This window comes from Stutzerimonas chloritidismutans (assembly GCF_020783375.1).
Classification (GTDB): domain Bacteria; phylum Pseudomonadota; class Gammaproteobacteria; order Pseudomonadales; family Pseudomonadaceae; genus Stutzerimonas; species Stutzerimonas kunmingensis.
Map to the genome: position 1 here is coordinate 4,003,788 of NZ_CP086067.1, position 16,861 is coordinate 4,020,648.

At 63.7% G+C, this 16,861-nt stretch carries 13 protein-coding genes; 9 read left to right on the top strand and 4 right to left on the bottom strand.

What is annotated here, in order from left to right:
- Positions 1–69: 69 nt before the first annotated feature.
- The 3 genes from LLJ08_RS18835 to thiI all read right to left on the bottom strand — a co-directional run bounded on the left by LLJ08_RS18835 (position 70) and on the right by thiI (position 5,503).
- Positions 70–1,707, bottom strand: coding sequence for a methyl-accepting chemotaxis protein (locus LLJ08_RS18835; protein WP_228207672.1), 1,638 nt, complete (start codon positions 1,705–1,707; stop codon positions 70–72).
- A gap of 353 nt (positions 1,708–2,060) precedes the next feature.
- Positions 2,061–3,881, bottom strand: coding sequence for a translational GTPase TypA (gene typA, locus LLJ08_RS18840; RefSeq protein ID WP_023447093.1), 1,821 nt, complete (start codon positions 3,879–3,881; stop codon positions 2,061–2,063).
- A 167-nt stretch (positions 3,882–4,048) separates the two neighbouring features.
- Entirely contained in the window at positions 4,049–5,503 is a 1,455-nt protein-coding gene (gene thiI, locus LLJ08_RS18845; protein ID WP_228207673.1) for a tRNA uracil 4-sulfurtransferase ThiI, read from the bottom strand.
- Between the two features lie 338 nt (positions 5,504–5,841).
- On the opposite strand from thiI, the gene glnA reads away from it, so the two are divergent.
- The 5 genes from glnA (at position 5,842) to ntrC (ending at position 11,272) form a co-directional block, all read left to right on the top strand.
- Positions 5,842–7,248 (top strand): glutamate--ammonia ligase, encoded by a 1,407-nt coding sequence (gene glnA / locus LLJ08_RS18850; protein ID WP_014821904.1) that lies wholly within the window; start codon positions 5,842–5,844, stop codon positions 7,246–7,248.
- Positions 7,249–7,412: 164 nt separating this feature from the next.
- Complete coding sequence (locus LLJ08_RS18855) at positions 7,413–7,961, top strand: DUF4124 domain-containing protein (RefSeq protein ID WP_102832985.1); 549 nt, start codon at positions 7,413–7,415, stop codon at positions 7,959–7,961.
- Positions 7,958–8,587, top strand: coding sequence for a DUF4124 domain-containing protein (locus LLJ08_RS18860; protein ID WP_228207674.1), 630 nt, complete (start codon positions 7,958–7,960; stop codon positions 8,585–8,587). The genes LLJ08_RS18855 and LLJ08_RS18860 overlap by 4 nt, the downstream gene beginning before the upstream one ends.
- Positions 8,588–8,756: 169 nt before the next feature.
- A complete protein-coding gene (gene glnL / locus LLJ08_RS18865) occupies positions 8,757–9,839 on the top strand; it encodes a nitrogen regulation protein NR(II) (protein WP_014821907.1) in 1,083 nt (360 codons plus the stop codon).
- Positions 9,836–11,272 (top strand): nitrogen regulation protein NR(I), encoded by a 1,437-nt coding sequence (ntrC, locus tag LLJ08_RS18870; protein WP_228207675.1) that lies wholly within the window; start codon positions 9,836–9,838, stop codon positions 11,270–11,272. The genes glnL and ntrC overlap by 4 nt, the downstream gene beginning before the upstream one ends.
- Before the next feature lie 90 nt (positions 11,273–11,362).
- Here ntrC and LLJ08_RS18875 read toward each other — a convergent pair whose 3' ends face one another.
- Positions 11,363–11,812 (bottom strand): hypothetical protein, encoded by a 450-nt coding sequence (locus LLJ08_RS18875; protein ID WP_041015280.1) that lies wholly within the window; start codon positions 11,810–11,812, stop codon positions 11,363–11,365.
- On the opposite strand from LLJ08_RS18875, the gene LLJ08_RS18880 reads away from it, so the two are divergent.
- The 4 genes from LLJ08_RS18880 to hslU all read left to right on the top strand — a co-directional run bounded on the left by LLJ08_RS18880 (position 11,811) and on the right by hslU (position 16,847).
- Positions 11,811–12,293: a tRNA (cytidine(34)-2'-O)-methyltransferase gene (locus LLJ08_RS18880; protein ID WP_023447088.1), complete on the top strand. Its 483-nt coding sequence runs from the start codon at positions 11,811–11,813 to the stop codon at positions 12,291–12,293. The two genes, LLJ08_RS18875 and LLJ08_RS18880, sit on opposite strands and share 2 nt — an antisense overlap.
- 90 nt (positions 12,294–12,383) lie before the next feature.
- A complete protein-coding gene (locus LLJ08_RS18885; RefSeq protein ID WP_228207676.1) occupies positions 12,384–14,756 on the top strand; it encodes an FdhF/YdeP family oxidoreductase in 2,373 nt (790 codons plus the stop codon).
- Between the two features lie 120 nt (positions 14,757–14,876).
- Entirely contained in the window at positions 14,877–15,413 is a 537-nt protein-coding gene (hslV, locus tag LLJ08_RS18890; protein WP_014821912.1) for an ATP-dependent protease subunit HslV, read from the top strand.
- A gap of 90 nt (positions 15,414–15,503) precedes the next feature.
- Positions 15,504–16,847 (top strand): ATP-dependent protease ATPase subunit HslU, encoded by a 1,344-nt coding sequence (gene hslU / locus LLJ08_RS18895; protein WP_014821913.1) that lies wholly within the window; start codon positions 15,504–15,506, stop codon positions 16,845–16,847.
- Positions 16,848–16,861 lie beyond the last annotated feature (14 nt).

Sequence of the window (16,861 nt, forward strand, 5' to 3'; positions counted from 1 at the left end):
CGGTGACCCTGGAATGAAAAAGCCCCGGCCTTGCGGTCGGGGCTTTTTTTGTTCGGCGAACGGGCTGCGTCAACCGCGGAAGTAGTTGACCCGCCGATTCAGCTCCTCGGCCAGCATGGTCAGGTCCTGGCTGGAGGACGCCACCTGATTCGATGCAGCGGAACTGGCGACAGTCGAGTCGTGGATGCGCGTGACGCTCTGGTTGACCTCTTCCGCCACCGCGCTCTGCTCCTCGGAAGCCGTCGCGATCTGCGCGTTCATCTCGTTGATCGAGCCCACTTCCTGACGAATCTTGGTCAGCGCATTTTCCGCCTGCAGCGTCTGCTCGACGGTCTGCTGCGCCAGCAGCTTGCTCGACTGCATTACCTCCACCGCCCTGCCAGCGCCGGCCTGCAGCGAGGCGATCATCTCGCTGATCTCGCTGGACGACAGCTGCGTGCGGTTAGCCAGCGAGCGCACCTCGTCGGCTACCACTGCGAAACCACGGCCATGCTCGCCGGCACGCGCCGCCTCGATGGCGGCGTTGAGCGCGAGCAGGTTGGTCTGCTCGGCGATAGCGGTGATGACCTGCAGGATCTTCTCGATGTCGCCGCTTTGCGCCGAGACCTGGCTGACGGTTTCGGTCGCGCTCTCCAGCACCTTGGCCAGGTTATGGATGGAGATGGCCGTCTCGCCGACGATCCGCGTACCGGTCTCGACCTGCTCGTCGGCGCTCTTCGCCGCAGCCGCGGCACGGGCGGCGAAGCTCGCCACCTCGTTCACCGTCGTGGCCATCTGGTTGATCGCCGTGGCGACCTGCTCAGCCTCGGCCGACTGGTGCTGGATCTGCTGATTGCTGTTCGCCGATGAGGTACGCAATTCACCCGAGGCGACGCCGACGCCATCGGCGGCCGCGCGCACCTCGGCGATGATCGCGGTGAGGCGGCTGGCCATCTTCGCCGTCGCACCCATGACGCTGTCCGGGTATGGCGTGACGATCAGCTGACCCAGATCGCCATTGGCCAGGTTGCCGATCACGCGCGCCACCTCGTCGGGTTCGGCACCGAGGGTCGAACGCAGCTTGCGGATGATCACCACGGCGATGGCCACACCCAGCAGAACCGCTACGCCGGTCACCGCGACGATCAGCGCGAGGAAGCCGCTGGCGGTTTCGCGGACCACGGTCACGTCCTGATTGATGCTCGATTCCTGGTGATCAATGAACGCGTTGATCAGCCGCAGCCACTCGGTATAGGCCCCGGCGACGTTTTCCAGGAGGAATTCGTAGGCGCGCTCCGAGCCCTCGCTGAAGCGCAGTTCGACCACCTGCTGGGTCAGCGCGTTGGTCTTCGCCTCGATGGCCTCGATCTGCAGCATCAGCTGCTTTTCCACGGCATCGGCGGAGGGTTGCGCAAGCATCGTCTTCATCGGCTGCGCCGAATCGGTGTACAGCTGCGCCAGCCGCTCGATCTCCGCCACCTGCTCACGGGCAAACGCCGGATCGGCCGCACTGACGGCGTCCCGCACGGCAATCGCACGATCATGCACGCTGCCGCGGAAGTTGATCGCATAGCGTTGCTTGAGGCCGGCCTGCGAGCTGATCTGGCTCATGCTCCGGTCGATGACGTCGACTTTGAGCGCACTGACCACGGCGACCGTCACCATCAGCGCCAGGATTACCAGAAATCCCAGGCCCAGGCGCATGGATACCGACATCTGCTTGTTCATCGAACACTCCTCTAGCCAGACTGCGAGGCAGCCATTCAGTCAGTCGTTGATGCCCCGAGCGATACTCGGAGCGGGGCAAAACTTGTACAACATAATGTCACCGTGACATTACTTGTACAAGTTTTATCGACGAACTGCCGCCCGAAAGCGGCGGAATAAGAGCGCTCCAGTGCTCGCAGTGAAATATCGCAGGCCCTAGTACGCAGCTTGCAGAGGTCTTGTACAATTTTTCTGAAATCGCCCACCGGCCACTGTGACAACTGTCCCGATCACCACGCCGGAGCACCGGGCCCGGCAATCGCCAGACAGCAAAAAGGCGCCCGAAGGCGCCTTTCTGTGGTCTCGCAACGGTGTCAGACCTTGCTGCGCTCGAAGCGCTTGCGGTCGTTCTCGTTGAGGTACTTCTTACGCAGGCGGATCGACTTCGGCGTCACTTCCACCAGCTCGTCGTCGGCGATGAATTCCAGCGCCTGCTCGAGGGTGAACTTGATCGGCGGAACCAGGGCGATGACTTCGTCCTTGCCGGAAGCGCGCATGTTGTCGAGCTTCTTGCCCTTGGTGGGGTTGAGCACCAGGTCGTTGTCACGGCTGTTGATGCCGCACAGCTGGCCTTCGTAGATCTCGTCGCCCGGCGCCAGGAACAGCTTGCCGCGCGCCTGCAGGGTTTCCAGCGAGTAGGTCAGTGCGGTACCGGTAGCCATCGAGACCAGCACGCCGTTCTGGCGGTTGGTCACTTCGCCGGCCTTGATCGGGCCGTAGTGACTGAAGGTCGAGGTCAGGATGCCGCTACCCGAGGTCATGGTCAGGAAGTTGTTACGGAAGCCGATCAGGCCGCGCGCCGGGATGGTGTATTCCAGGCGTACACGGCCCTTGCCATCCGGAACCATGTTGCTCAGGTCGCCCTTGCGCAGACCCATCTGCTCCATCACCGGACCCTGGTGCTGCTCCTCGATGTCGATGGTGACGTTCTCGTACGGCTCCTGCTTGTCGCCGGCCTCGTTCTCGATGATCACCACTTCCGGGCGGCCTACGGCCAGCTCGAAACCTTCACGACGCATGGTTTCGATCAGTACCGAAAGGTGCAGCTCGCCACGACCGGAAACCTTGAACTTCTCAGGGCTGTCGCCCGGCTCGACGCGCAGGGCGACGTTGTGCAGCAGCTCCTTCTCCAGACGGTCCTTGATGTTGCGGCTGGTGACGAACTTGCCTTCCTTGCCGGCGAACGGCGAGTCGTTGACCTGGAAGGTCATGCTCACGGTCGGCTGGTCGACGGTCAGCGGCGGCAGCGCTTCGACATTGTTCTGGTCGCACAGGGTGTCGGAGATGTAGAGCTCGTCCATACCGGATACGCAGACGATGTCGCCCGCTTCGGCTTCCTGCACTTCAACGCGCTGCAGGCCGGAGTGGCCCATGATCTTGAGGATACGACCGTTGCGCTTCTTGCCGTCGGCGCCGATGGCGGTGACCGGCGTGTTGGCCTTGATGGTGCCGCGGGCGATGCGGCCGATGCCGATCACGCCGAGGAAGCTGTTGTAGTCCAGCTGGGAAATCTGCATCTGGAACGGGCCGCTTGCGTCGACGACTGGCGCCGGCACGTGGTCGACGATGGCCTGGAACAGGGCATCCATGTCGTCATCCATCTTCTCGTGGTCCATACCGGCAATGCCGTTCAGAGCACTGGCGTAGACGATCGGGAAGTCCAGCTGCTCGTCGGTGGCGCCGAGGTTGTCGAACAGGTCGAAGATCTGGTCGATTACCCAGTCCGGACGCGCGCCCGGACGGTCGATCTTGTTGACCACGACGATCGGACGCAGGCCGGCCTTGAACGCCTTCTGGGTCACGAAGCGGGTCTGCGGCATGGGGCCGTCCTGAGCGTCGACCACCAGCAGCACGGAGTCGACCATCGACATCACGCGCTCGACTTCACCGCCGAAGTCGGCGTGGCCGGGGGTGTCGACGATATTGATGCTGTAGTCCTTCCACTTCAGCGCAGTGTTCTTGGCCAGGATGGTGATGCCGCGTTCCTTTTCCTGGTCGTTGGAGTCCATCACGCGCTCGTTTTCCAGCTCCTTGCGATCCAGGGTGCCGGACAGACGCAGCAGCTTGTCGACGAGGGTGGTCTTGCCATGGTCAACGTGGGCGATGATGGCGATGTTGCGTAGATTCTCGATCACTGATTCTTTTCTCTGTAGATAGCTTCGAGCTGAGGCTGGAAGCTGGAAGTAGTCCGGACGAAGACAGTCTGTCCGAGGGTTGTACGGCCTGGCCTTGCGATCAGTGCCGGTCGGGAGGGCGGTGGCGGATGCTGCCGCCAAGCAGCCCCGGCTGTTTCACCGATGAGTCAGGCCGGACGATAGACGCGTACATTGACATGCCCCTCGCTCAGCAGATGGTGAGCATGCAGGCGGCTCATGACACCTTTGTCGCAATACAGCAGGTACTGGCGGTTTTCATCCAGCTCCTTGAATCGGTTGTTCAGTGCGTAGAACGGCAGCGTCTGAACTTCGATGCCCGGCAGCTCGAGCGGTTCGTCCTCGGCGCTGTCGGGGTGACGAATGTCGAGGATGACCTGGCCAGCGCTCGGCTCGACGACTTCTTCCACCTGCAAATCCTGACCCAGCTCGTCGATCACGCGATCGATGGCGACCTGGCGGGCATTCGCCAGCGCACGCTCCAAGATAGCCATGTCGAACTGCTTTTCTTCGTGCTCTATACGATAGCGCTTGGCCTTGGTGGTCGGGTTCACCGAGATCACGCCGCAGTACTCGGGCATGTTCTTGGCAAACTCGGCGGTGCCGATCTCGAAGGCGGTGTCGATGATGTCCTGCTTGTGGCTGGCGATCAGCGGGCGCAGCACCAGCATGTCGGTGGCCGAGTCGATTACCGAGAGGTTCGGCAGGGTCTGGCTGGAGACCTGCGAGATCGCCTCGCCGGTGACCAGCGCGTCGATGTGCAGGCGCTCGGCGATCTGCGTCGAGACGCGCAGCATCATGCGCTTGAGGACGACGCCCATCTGGCTGTTGTCGACCTTCTGCAGGATCTCGCCGACCACCTCCTCGAACGGCACGCTGATGAACAGCACGCGGTGCGAGCTGCCGTATTTCTTCCACAAGTAGTGGGCAACTTCCATTACGCCCAGCTCGTGGGCACGGCCGCCGAGATTGAAGAAGCAGAAATGCGTCATCAGCCCGCGGCGCATCATCTGATAGGCGGCGACGGTGGAATCGAAACCACCAGACATCAATACCAGGGTCTGCTCCAGCGCACCCAGCGGGTAGCCGCCGATGCCGTCATGCTGCTCGTGCACGACGAACAGGCGCTGGTCGCGGATCTCCATGCGCACTTCGACTTCCGGTGTTTTCAGCGAAATGCCGGCGGCGCCGCACTGCTGGCGCAGCTGGCTGCCAACGTGGCGCTCGACGTCCATGGAGCTGAACGGATGCTTGCCGGCACGCTTGCAGCGCACGGCGAAGATCTTGCCCGGCAGGCGCTCGGCGTAGTGCACCTTGCATCTGGCGACGATGTCGTCGAGATCGCCCAGCGGGTACTCGTGCACTTCCAGGCAATGGGCGATGCCGGGCGTGCAGCGCAGGCGCTCGATCATCTCGCGCAGCAGCTTCGGCTCGCTGCGCACGGTTTCCACCTCGATGTTGTCCCACACGCCCTCGACCCGCAGGTCGGGATCGAGCTCGCGCAGCACGGTGCGGATGTTCTTCGCCAATTGACGAATGAAGCCCTTGCGCACCGGCGGGCTCTTGATGGTGATTTCGGGGAAAACCTTGACGATCAGCTTCATGGAAACAGCGCGGCGCCGACGTGGCAGGAAAAGAGGGGCGCGGAGTATAGCGGAAACTGCTCAACATTTAACCGCTTTCTTCAAACGCAGCAGAACGCACCAAAAGAATGCACATCACCGGCGAGCCGCACCAATACCGCGCATCAATTCAGTGCAGCAGCTACGCTTTGAGACGCGCAAACGCTGCCGCAGCGCTGCCAGCGGCCTGCAGTCCCAAGAAAGAGCACTGGCATGCAATTTGCTCCCTTGTGAGGCAGGTCGCCTTGGCGGAACATCGCCGCCCGGCTTCACCCTGATTCGGAAGCTCACTGTCACGCTTCCACCACTTGGAGAACACCATGTCGAAGTCGCTTCAACTGATCAAAGATTACGATGTGAAGTGGATTGATCTGCGCTTCACCGATACCAAAGGCAAGCAGCACCACGTCACCGTTCCGGCTCGTGATGCCCAGGATGAAGACTTCTTCGAGCACGGCAAGATGTTCGACGGCTCCTCCATCCATGGCTGGAAAGGCATCGAAGCCTCCGACATGATCCTGATGCCGGTCGACGAAACCGCCGTGCTGGATCCGTTCACCGAAGAGCCGACCCTGATCCTGGTCTGCGACATCGTCGAGCCGAGCACCATGCAGGGCTACGATCGCGATCCGCGCTCCATCGCCAAGCGCGCCGAAGAGTTCCTGAAAGGCACCGGCATCGGTGACACCGTATTCGTCGGCCCGGAGCCGGAGTTCTTCATCTTCGACCAAGTCAAGTTCAAGTCGGACATCTCCGGCTCGATGTTCAAGATCTACTCCGAGCAGGGCTCCTGGATGACCGACCAGGACGTCGAAGGCGGCAACAAGGGCCACCGCCCGGCCGTCAAGGGCGGTTACTTCCCGGTTCCGCCGTGCGACCACGACCACGAAATCCGTACCGCCATGTGCAACGCCATGGAAGAGATGGGCCTGGTCGTCGAAGTGCACCACCACGAAGTGGCCACTGCCGGTCAGAACGAAATCGGCGTGAAGTTCAACACCCTGGTGGCCAAGGCTGACGAAGTTCAGACCCTGAAGTACTGCGTACACAACGTCGCCGACGCCTACGGCAAGACCGCGACCTTCATGCCGAAGCCGCTGTACGGCGACAACGGCTCGGGTATGCACGTACACATGTCCATCTCCAAGGATGGCAAGAACACCTTCGCTGGCGAAGGCTATGCCGGTCTGTCCGAGACCGCCCTGTACTTCATCGGCGGCATCATCAAGCACGGCAAGGCACTGAACGGCTTCACCAACCCGTCGACCAACTCCTACAAGCGTCTGGTCCCGGGCTTCGAAGCGCCGGTCATGCTGGCCTACTCGGCCCGCAACCGTTCCGCCTCGATCCGTATTCCGTACGTTTCCAGCCCGAAAGCCCGTCGTATCGAAGCGCGCTTCCCGGACCCGGCTGCCAACCCCTACCTGTGCTTCGCTGCACTGCTGATGGCTGGTCTGGACGGCATCCAGAACAAGATCCACCCTGGCGATGCCGCCGACAAGAACCTGTACGATCTGCCGCCGGAAGAAGGCAAGCTGATCCCGCAGGTCTGCGGCAGCCTGAAGGAAGCCCTGGAAGAGCTGGACAAGGGCCGCGCGTTCCTGACCAAGGGCGGCGTGTTCTCCGACGAGTTCATCGATGCGTACATCGAGCTGAAGTCCGAGGAAGAGATCAAGGTGCGCACCTTCGTGCACCCGCTGGAATACGACCTGTACTACAGCGTCTGATCCAGCTCGCGTGACAGGAAGGCCACCCTCGGGTGGCCTTCTTCGTTTCTGCAGTCCGGCGGCGATTCGTGCAGCTTGTCACGCCTCGCAAATCCCACCGATCGCACTTGCCTGCAACTCGGCGCAGTGCAAGGCTTCGGCAGTCCAACTCCGCGGAGCCTCCCATGCGTAGCGCACTGTTCAGCCTGCTGTTCATTCTCAGCCTTCCGGCCTTCGCCGAGATCTACAAGTACACCGATGCACAAGGCAATACGGTGTTCACCAATCAGCCACCGGAGGGTGTCCAGGCCGATACCGTCGACCTGCCGCCAGCCAATACGGTAAATATCCGCACGCCCGAACCGCCGCCACCGCTGCCGGACAGCCAGCAGACGCAGTCGGCCCCTTACCAGACACTGATGCTGAGCGGGATTCCCGATGAAGAAGCCCTGCGCGCCAACAACGGCACCTTCGTCGTCAGCGCGCTGCTGGAGCCGCCACTACGATCCGGCCACAGCTTGCGCTTCGTGCTGGACGGCATTCCCCAGGCTGCCGCCAGTGCCGCAACCTCGCTGCAACTGAACAATGTCGAGCGTGGCGAGCATCGCCTGCACGTCGAGGTGCTGAGCGGCGAGAAGGTCATCCAGCGCAGCCAGCCGGAGCTGTTCACCGTGCAACGGGTGAATACCTCCAGCCCGGCATTGCGTCCGAAGCCTCCGAGGCCTGCTCCTTGATCATCCTGCGGCAGACCCTGGCCGTCGCACTGCTGGCGGCCGCCCTGCCCTGCCTCGCCGGCGTCTACTCCTATGTCGACGCCGAGGGCAATCGGGTCTTCACCGATCGCCCGGCCGGCGAGGCGACCGAAGAAATACGCCTCAAGCGGTCCAACAGCATGCCTGCGCCGCCGATGCCGGCCGCACGCCCTACGGAGCCGGCAGCACCGAAAGCCGCGAGCATCATCTATCAGTTGCACATCCTCAGCCCGACGGCGGACGAAGCGATCCGCAACAATGCCGGCAATGTCAGCGTCACGCTGCAGGCCGAACCGACGCTGCACCCCGGCCATGCCTATCAGGTACTGCTCGATGACCAGCCGTTCGGCACACCCGGCGAACAGACTTCCTTCGCCTTGAGTAACGTCGATCGTGGCACCCATCAGCTGGCGGTGGCTGTCGTGGATGAACAGGAGCGCGTGCTGCAACGCACCGCGAATCAACCCTTTCACCTGATCCGCACCTCGCTGGCCCAGCGGCGCATGGTCAATCCTTGCCAGAAGGCCGATTACGGCGTTCGCCCGGAATGCCCGCTAAAGGACAAGCCGGTGGAAAAACGCGACATTCCCTTCGTGCCCTTTCTATGATCATGGGGTGCACCTGTTTGGTGCGCCCATCAGGTGAGCGGATCGCTCGTCACCAATTTGGGTCACCGGACAGCCCGTAGGGCTGCAGCATCACGCCGATCCGCGCCGCAATGGCGCGTTTGGTTTGGTTCTTGCATTTCCTGCCTGAACTTCCGGACGCAGACCCGCCATGATCAACGAAGCCCTGCAACGCCTGCTGATCGAGAATCTGACTACCGCGACGCTGTTGCTCAACTCGCGCCTGCGCCTGGAGTACATGAACCCGGCTGCCGAAATGCTGCTGGCCGTCAGCGGCCAACGCAGCCACGGACAGTTCATCAGCGAGCTGTTCACCGAGTCGCCGGAAGCCCTGGCGGCTCTGCGCCAGGCGGTTGAAGAAGCCCATCCGTTCACCAAGCGCGAAGCCACCCTGACCTCCGCCACCGGCCAGACACTGACCGTGGACTATGCGGTGACCCCGGTACTGACCCGGCAGGAAACCATGCTGTTGCTGGAAGTGCTGCCGCGCGACCGCCTGCTGCGCATCACCAAGGAAGAGGCCCAGCTGTCCAAGCAGGAAACCACCAAGATGCTGGTGCGCGGCCTGGCCCACGAGATCAAGAATCCGCTGGGCGGCATTCGCGGTGCGGCACAACTGCTGGCCCGCGAGCTGCCCGAAGAACACCTGAAGGACTACACCGAAGTCATCATCGAGGAGGCCGACCGCCTGCGTAATCTGGTCGATCGCATGCTCGGCTCTAACAAGCTGCCGTCGCTGTCGATGACCAACATTCACGAAGTGCTCGAACATGTCGCCAGCCTGATCGAGGCGGAATGCCAGGGAAGCATCATTTTGGTGCGCGATTACGACCCAAGCATTCCCGAAGTCCTGATGGACCGCGAACAGATGATCCAGGCCGTGCTCAATATCATGCGCAACGCCATGCAGGCACTGGCCGGGCAGAACGAGCTGGGCCTCGGCCGTCTCACCCTGCGCACCCGCACACTGCGGCAGTTCACCATCGGCCATATTCGTCATCGCCTGGTGACACGCATCGAGATCATCGACAACGGCCCGGGGATTCCCGCCGAACTGCAGAACACGCTCTTCTACCCGATGGTCAGCGGCCGCCCGGACGGAACCGGCCTGGGCCTTGCCATCACCCAGAACATCATCAGTCAGCACCAGGGTCTGATCGAATGCGAGAGCCATCCTGGCCACACCGTGTTCTCGATCTTCCTACCGCTGGAACAAGGAGCCACATCAGCATGAGCCGAAGCGAAAACGTCTGGATCGTCGACGACGACCGCTCCATCCGCTGGGTCCTGGAAAAGGCCCTGCAACAGGAAGGCATGGCCACGCAGAGCTTCGACAGCGCCGACGGTGTGCTGGCCCGCCTCGCCCGCCAGCAGCCGGATGTGATCATCTCCGACATCCGCATGCCCGGCCTCAGCGGTCTGGACATGCTCTCGCAGATCCGCGAGCAGTACCCGCGCCTGCCGGTGATCATCATGACCGCGCATTCGGATCTGGACAGCGCGGTGGCCTCCTACCAGGGCGGCGCCTTCGAATACCTGCCCAAGCCGTTCGACGTCGACGACGCCGTCTCGCTGGTCAAGCGAGCCAATCAGCACGCCCAGGAGCAGCAGAACCAGCAGGAACCGGCCAACCGCCACCACACCCCGGAGATCATCGGCGAAGCGCCGGCGATGCAGGAGGTGTTCCGCGCCATCGGCCGGCTCAGCCATTCCAACATCACCGTGCTGATCAACGGCGAGTCCGGCACCGGCAAGGAGCTGGTGGCCCATGCCCTGCACCGCCACAGCCCGCGCTCGGCGTCGCCATTCATCGCGCTGAACATGGCGGCTATCCCCAAGGATCTGATGGAGTCGGAGCTGTTCGGCCACGAGAAAGGCGCCTTCACCGGTGCGGCCAATCAGCGCCGCGGCCGCTTCGAGCAGGCCGACGGCGGCACCCTGTTTCTCGACGAGATCGGCGACATGCCGGCCGATACGCAGACCCGCCTGCTGCGCGTGCTGGCCGATGGCGAATTCTACCGGGTCGGCGGCCACACGCCGGTGCGGGTCGATGTGCGCATCATCGCCGCGACGCATCAGGACCTGGAAACCCTGGTGCAGGCCGGCAAGTTCCGTGAGGACCTGTTCCACCGCCTGAACGTCATCCGCATCCACATCCCGCGCCTGTCCGATCGCCGCGAGGACATCCCGGCACTCGCCGAGCACTTCCTCGCCAGCGCCGCGCAGGAGCTCTCGGTGGAAACCAAGGTGCTCAAGCCGGAAACCAAGGAATACCTGCAGCACCTGCCCTGGCCGGGCAACGTGCGCCAGCTGGAGAACACCTGCCGCTGGATCACGGTGATGGCATCCGGCCGTGAAGTGCATGTCGACGACCTGCCGCCGGAGCTGCTCAACCAGCAGGCCGAGGCACAGCCGGCGCACAACTGGGAACAGGCGCTGCGCAACTGGTCTGATCAGGCCCTGACGCGCGGCCAGAGCAACCTGCTCGACGAGGCGGTGCCAGCCTTCGAACGCATCATGATCGAGACGGCGCTCAAGCACACCGCCGGTCGCCGCCGCGACGCCGCGCTGCTGCTCGGCTGGGGACGCAACACCCTGACGCGCAAGATCAAGGAGCTGGGCATGCGCGTCGATGGCAGCGATGACGATGACGGCGACGACAGCTGAGCGCGGCTGACACCACACCGAGCGTAACGACGAACCCCGCACTTGGCGGGGTTCATCGTTTTTAGCGCCCTGCCAAGGGCGTCACCTGGATCATGGCTGCTTGTCGGCCGCCACCTGCACGGCGATACGCCAGCCACCATCGTGGCGTTCGCCGTGCCATTGCCCCTGCAGTCGCCGCGCCGCCACCAGATGCAGCAACAGGCCTTTCCCGGTCTGCTGCACGCGCCAGGCCACTGGCATGCCGTCGATCTGCAGTTGTCCGGATTGCGGCTCGCCTTCGGCCTGGAACAGCAGGGCGAACGCCCCTTCTAGATGCTCGTCATATACCTCGGGTTCGCGGTCGAACTGCAACGAAAGGCCTTGCGGCTGCACCTCCACCAGTTCCAGTTGCACCGGCCCGGGCGCGGTGAGCCGGCCGATCATCAGCCCCACCAGCAGCCCGATCAGCACCAGCGAACCGAAAAAGGTCCGGCGTATGCGGCGCATCGGGTCCTGCGCCCCGGTAGAATGCCGCCGGTCTTCAACCTCGGTGCTGCGCATGTTTCACGTGATCCTGTTCCAACCGGAAATTCCGCCCAATACCGGCAACATTATCAGGCTCTGCGCCAATACCGGCTGTCACCTGCACCTGATCGAGCCGCTGGGTTACGAGCTGGACGACAAGCGCCTGCGCCGCGCCGGCCTCGACTACCACGAGTACGCCACGCTGGAGCGCCACGCCGACCTGCCGAGCTGCCTGGCGCGGATCGGCATCGACGCCGCAAACGCGGACGGCCCGCGGCTTTTCGCATTCACCACAAAGGGTTCGCAGCCCTTTCACGAAGTCAGCTATCGGCGCGGCGACGCCTTGCTGTTCGGCCCGGAGAGCCGCGGCCTGCCGCCGGAGATCCGCGACGCACTGCCCAACGAGCAACGCCTGCGCCTGCCGATGCGCCCCGACAGCCGCAGCCTGAACCTGTCCAACACCGTGGCCGTCGCGGTGTACGAGGCCTGGCGCCAGCACGGCTTCGCCATGGAGTGAGCGGTACAACCTTGTGACAAAGGGTCCTGAACGATCCGCCGCGGTCCCCGTCGTAAACAGACAAGCTCCCTTGGCAGCAGGAGAAACGACGTGTCCCAGACCAAGTTCAGGCCCTACCACGCGCCCGCGGGCGGCTGGGGATCAGCCTACTCCGTCGCCAACATCCTGCTGCGTGAGCGCGTTTCGCCGGCCGGTATCGGTCTGCTGCTCAAGCAGAACAAACCTATCGACGGTTTCGCCTGTGTCAGTTGCGCCTGGGCCAAGCCGCATCCGTCACGACCACTGTCCTTCTGCGAGAACGGCGCCAAGGCGACTGCGTGGGAAACTACGTCGCTGCGCTGCGGCCCGGAATTCTTTGCCAGGCACAGCGTCAGCGAGCTGCTCAACTGGAGCGACTACGATCTCGAGCAGCAGGGCCGGCTGACCCATCCGCTGCGCTACGACGCCGCCAGCGATCACTATCAGCCGGTCAGCTGGGATGAAGCCTTCGCCGAGATCGGTGCCGAGCTCAAGGCCATGGCCGATCCCGATCAGGTGGTGTTCTACATGTCCGGGCGCGCGGCGCTGGAAACGGCCTACATGTATGGCCTGCTGGCGCGGCTGTACGGCACCAACAACCTGCCGGACAGCTCCAACATGTGCCACGAGAGCACCTCGGTGGCGCTGCCGGAGAGCATCGGCGTGCCGGTGGCGACCGTCACCCTGAACGATTTCGAGCACACCGACGGGCTGTTCTTCTTCGGCCACAACACCGGCACCTCCAGCCCGCGGATGCTGCATCAGCTACAGGAAGCCCGTGAGCGCGGCGCGCAGATTGTCACCTTCAACCCGCTGCGCGAGCGCGGTCTGGAGCGCTTCGTCAATCCACAGTCGCCGCGCGAAATGCTCACACCGGACAGCACGGTGATCAGCACCCAGTATCACCAGCTCGCCATCGGCGGCGACATGGCCGCCATCGCCGGCATGTGCAAGGCGCTGTTCGAAATGGACGACCAGGCCGTCGCCGAGGGTCGCAAGCGCGTGCTCGACGTGGACTTCATCGAGCAGCACACCCATGGCTTCGAGGATTTCGAACAGCGCATCCGCAGCTACAGCTGGGCGCAGCTGGAACGCCGTTCGGGGCTCAGCCGCGCCGCGCTGGAAGCGGCAGCGACCGTCTATGCGCGCTGCGAACGGGTGATCGCCCCTTATGGCATGGGCCTGACCCAGCACCGCTACGGCGTGCAGACCATCCAGATGCTGGTCAACCTGCTGCTGTTGCGCGGCAACATCGGCAAGGAAGGCGCAGGCATCCTGCCGGTGCGCGGCCACTCCAACGTGCAGGGCCAGCGCACCGTCGGCATCACCGAAAAGGCGGCAAAGGTGCCGGCGGACAACCTGCGCCGGCAGTTCGGCTTCGAGCCGCCAAGCGATGACGGCGTGAACACCGTGGAGGCTTGCGAGGGCATTCTCGACGGCAGCATCCGCGGTTTCATCGGCCTGGGCGGCAACTTCGTCCGCGCCATTCCCGACACCCTGCAGATGGAGCCGGCCTGGCGCAGGCTGCGGCTGTCGGTCCAGGTGTCGACCAAGCTCAATCGCAACCACCTGATCACCGGCGAGGTGTCCTACATCCTGCCCTGCCTGGGGCGCACCGAGATCGACCGTCAGGCCACCGGCGAGCAGCGTCACACCACCGAGGACAGCACCGGCTGCATCCGCGCCTGGCGCGGCGCCGCAGAACCCGCTGGCGAACTGCTGCTGTCGGAGCCGGCAATCATCGCGCGGCTGGCCAAGGCCACACTGACACCCAACCCGATGCTGGACTGGGACGCCTGGGTCGCGGACTACAGCCTGATACGCGACGCCATTGCCGAGAGCTACCCGGAGATCTTCCACGACTTCAACGTGCGCATGATGGAGCCCGGCGGCTTTCATCGCCCGCTTGGCGCCAGCGAGCGACGCTGGGATACCGAGTCCGGCAAGGCCAACTTCATCAACCCGCCATCGCTGGTTGCCGACCCCGACACCGAAGATGACGGCCACGAGCAGCACGACGTGCTGCAGATGATGACGCTGCGCAGCAACGACCAGTTCAACACCACCGTCTACGGCTACGACGACCGCTTCCGCGGCATCCATGGCACTCGCGCGGTGATCCTGATGAACCGCAACGACATCGTCCGCCTCGGCCTGGCCGAAGGCGACCGCATCGAGGCGATCACCGTGGTCGACGATGGCGTGCACCGCGCGGTCAGCCCGTTGCGGGTCACGCCGTACGATATCCCCGAAGGCTGCTGCGCCGGTTACTACCCGGAATGCAATGCCCTGCTGCCGGTCTGGCACCATGCCGAACGCAGCAAGGTGCCGGCGGCCAAGTCGATTCCGGTGCGCCTGCGCAAGCTGATCGCCGCGTCGGTTGCCGGCGACGTACCGCGCCAGCCCAGTCGCCCGCAGCGCAGCGAACAACCTGGGCCGGCCTAGCGCCTCGTGCAGAACCACGGCTGTCGATGAACCTCGCCGACAGCCGTTGAAAAGCCGGCAGCAGTCCCCCATATCAACCGCATTCGGGCATTCATCGCCCCGCAGTGTGGAGATTTTCCTTTGACCACCATCGTTTCAGTACGCCGCAACGGCAAAGTCGTCATGGGCGGCGACGGCCAGGTTTCCCTGGGCAACACCGTCATGAAAGGCAACGCCAAGAAGGTCCGCCGCCTCTATCACGGCCAGGTTCTGGCGGGCTTCGCCGGCGCCACCGCCGACGCCTTCACCCTCTTCGAACGCTTCGAAGGGCAGCTGGAGAAACATCAGGGTCACCTGGTCCGCGCCGCCGTCGAGCTGGCCAAGGACTGGCGTACCGACCGCTCCCTGAGTCGCCTGGAAGCCATGCTGGCGGTGGCCAACAAGGACGCCTCGCTGATCATCACCGGCAATGGCGACGTGGTGCAGCCCGAGGACGACCTGATCGCCATGGGCTCCGGCGGCGGCTTCGCCCAGGCCGCGGCCAAGGCCCTGCTACTCAAGGCCGGCGCCGATATGTCGGCCCAGGAAATCGCCGAGACGGCGCTGAACATCGCCGGCAGCATCTGCGTGTTCACCAACCAGAATCTGACCATAGAGGAGCTGGACAGCGCGATCTGACAGGCCGATGAAAAACCAGCTGCGTTGCCTCGCCTGGGTTTTTCAAGCCGCCTGTTTGCACCCCGTCCAGCCTTCCGGAGTAACGAAACAATGTCCATGACGCCCCGCGAGATCGTCCACGAACTCAACCGCCACATCATCGGCCAGGACGACGCCAAGCGCGCCGTGGCCATCGCCCTGCGCAACCGCTGGCGGCGCATGCAGCTGCCGGCCGAGCTGCGCCAGGAAGTCACCCCGAAGAACATCCTGATGATCGGCCCGACCGGTGTCGGCAAGACCGAGATCGCCCGCCGCCTGGCCAAGCTGGCCAATGCGCCATTCCTGAAAGTGGAAGCGACCAAGTTCACCGAGGTCGGCTATGTCGGCCGCGACGTCGAGTCGATCATCCGCGACCTGGCCGATGCAGCCTTGAAAATGCTGCGCGAACAGGAGGTGCACAAGATGCGCCACCGCGCCGAGGACGCCGCCGAGGAACGCATTCTCGACGCCCTGCTGCCGCCGGCACGTCCGGTGGGCTTCTCCGAGGAGCCAATGCAGCCGAGCGATTCCAACACCCGCCAGCTGTTCCGCAAGCGCCTGCGCGAAGGCCAGCTGGATGACAAGGAAATCGACATCGAGGTCGCCGAAAGCCCGGCCGGCGTGGAAATCATGGCACCGCCCGGGATGGAGGAGATGACCAACCAGCTGCAGAACCTCTTCGCCAACATGGGCAAGGGCAAGAAGAAGAGCCGCAAGCTGAAGATCAAGGAAGCCTTCAAGCTGATCCGCGACGAAGAAGCCGCGCGCCTGGTCAACGAAGAAGACCTCAAGGCCCGCGCCCTGGAAGCGGTCGAGCAGCACGGCATCGTCTTTATCGACGAGATCGACAAGGTCGCCAAGCGCGGCAACACCAGCGGCGCCGACGTCTCCCGCGAGGGCGTGCAGCGCGACCTGCTGCCGCTGATCGAAGGCTGCACGGTCAACACAAAACTCGGCATGGTCAAGACCGACCATATCCTCTTCATCGCCTCCGGCGCCTTCCACCTGTCCAAGCCCAGCGACCTGGTGCCGGAACTGCAGGGTCGCCTGCCGATCCGTGTCGAGCTCAAGGCGCTGTCACCGGAAGACTTCGAGCGCATCCTCACCGAGCCGCACGCGGCGCTCACCGAGCAGTACCGCGAGCTGCTGAAGACCGAAGGCCTGCACGTCGAATTCCTCGAAGATGGCATCAAACGCATCGCCGAGATCGCCTGGCAGGTCAACGAAAAGACCGAGAACATCGGTGCGCGTCGCCTGCACACGCTGCTCGAGCGCCTGCTGGAGGAGGTTTCCTTCAGCGCTGCCGATATCGCCGCCAAGCAGGACGGCGAGGCGATCCGCATCGACGCTGCCTACGTCAACGAGCATCTCGGCGAGCTGGCGCAGGACGAAGACCTGTCGCGCTACATCCTCTAACCGTCGCGGCCGTG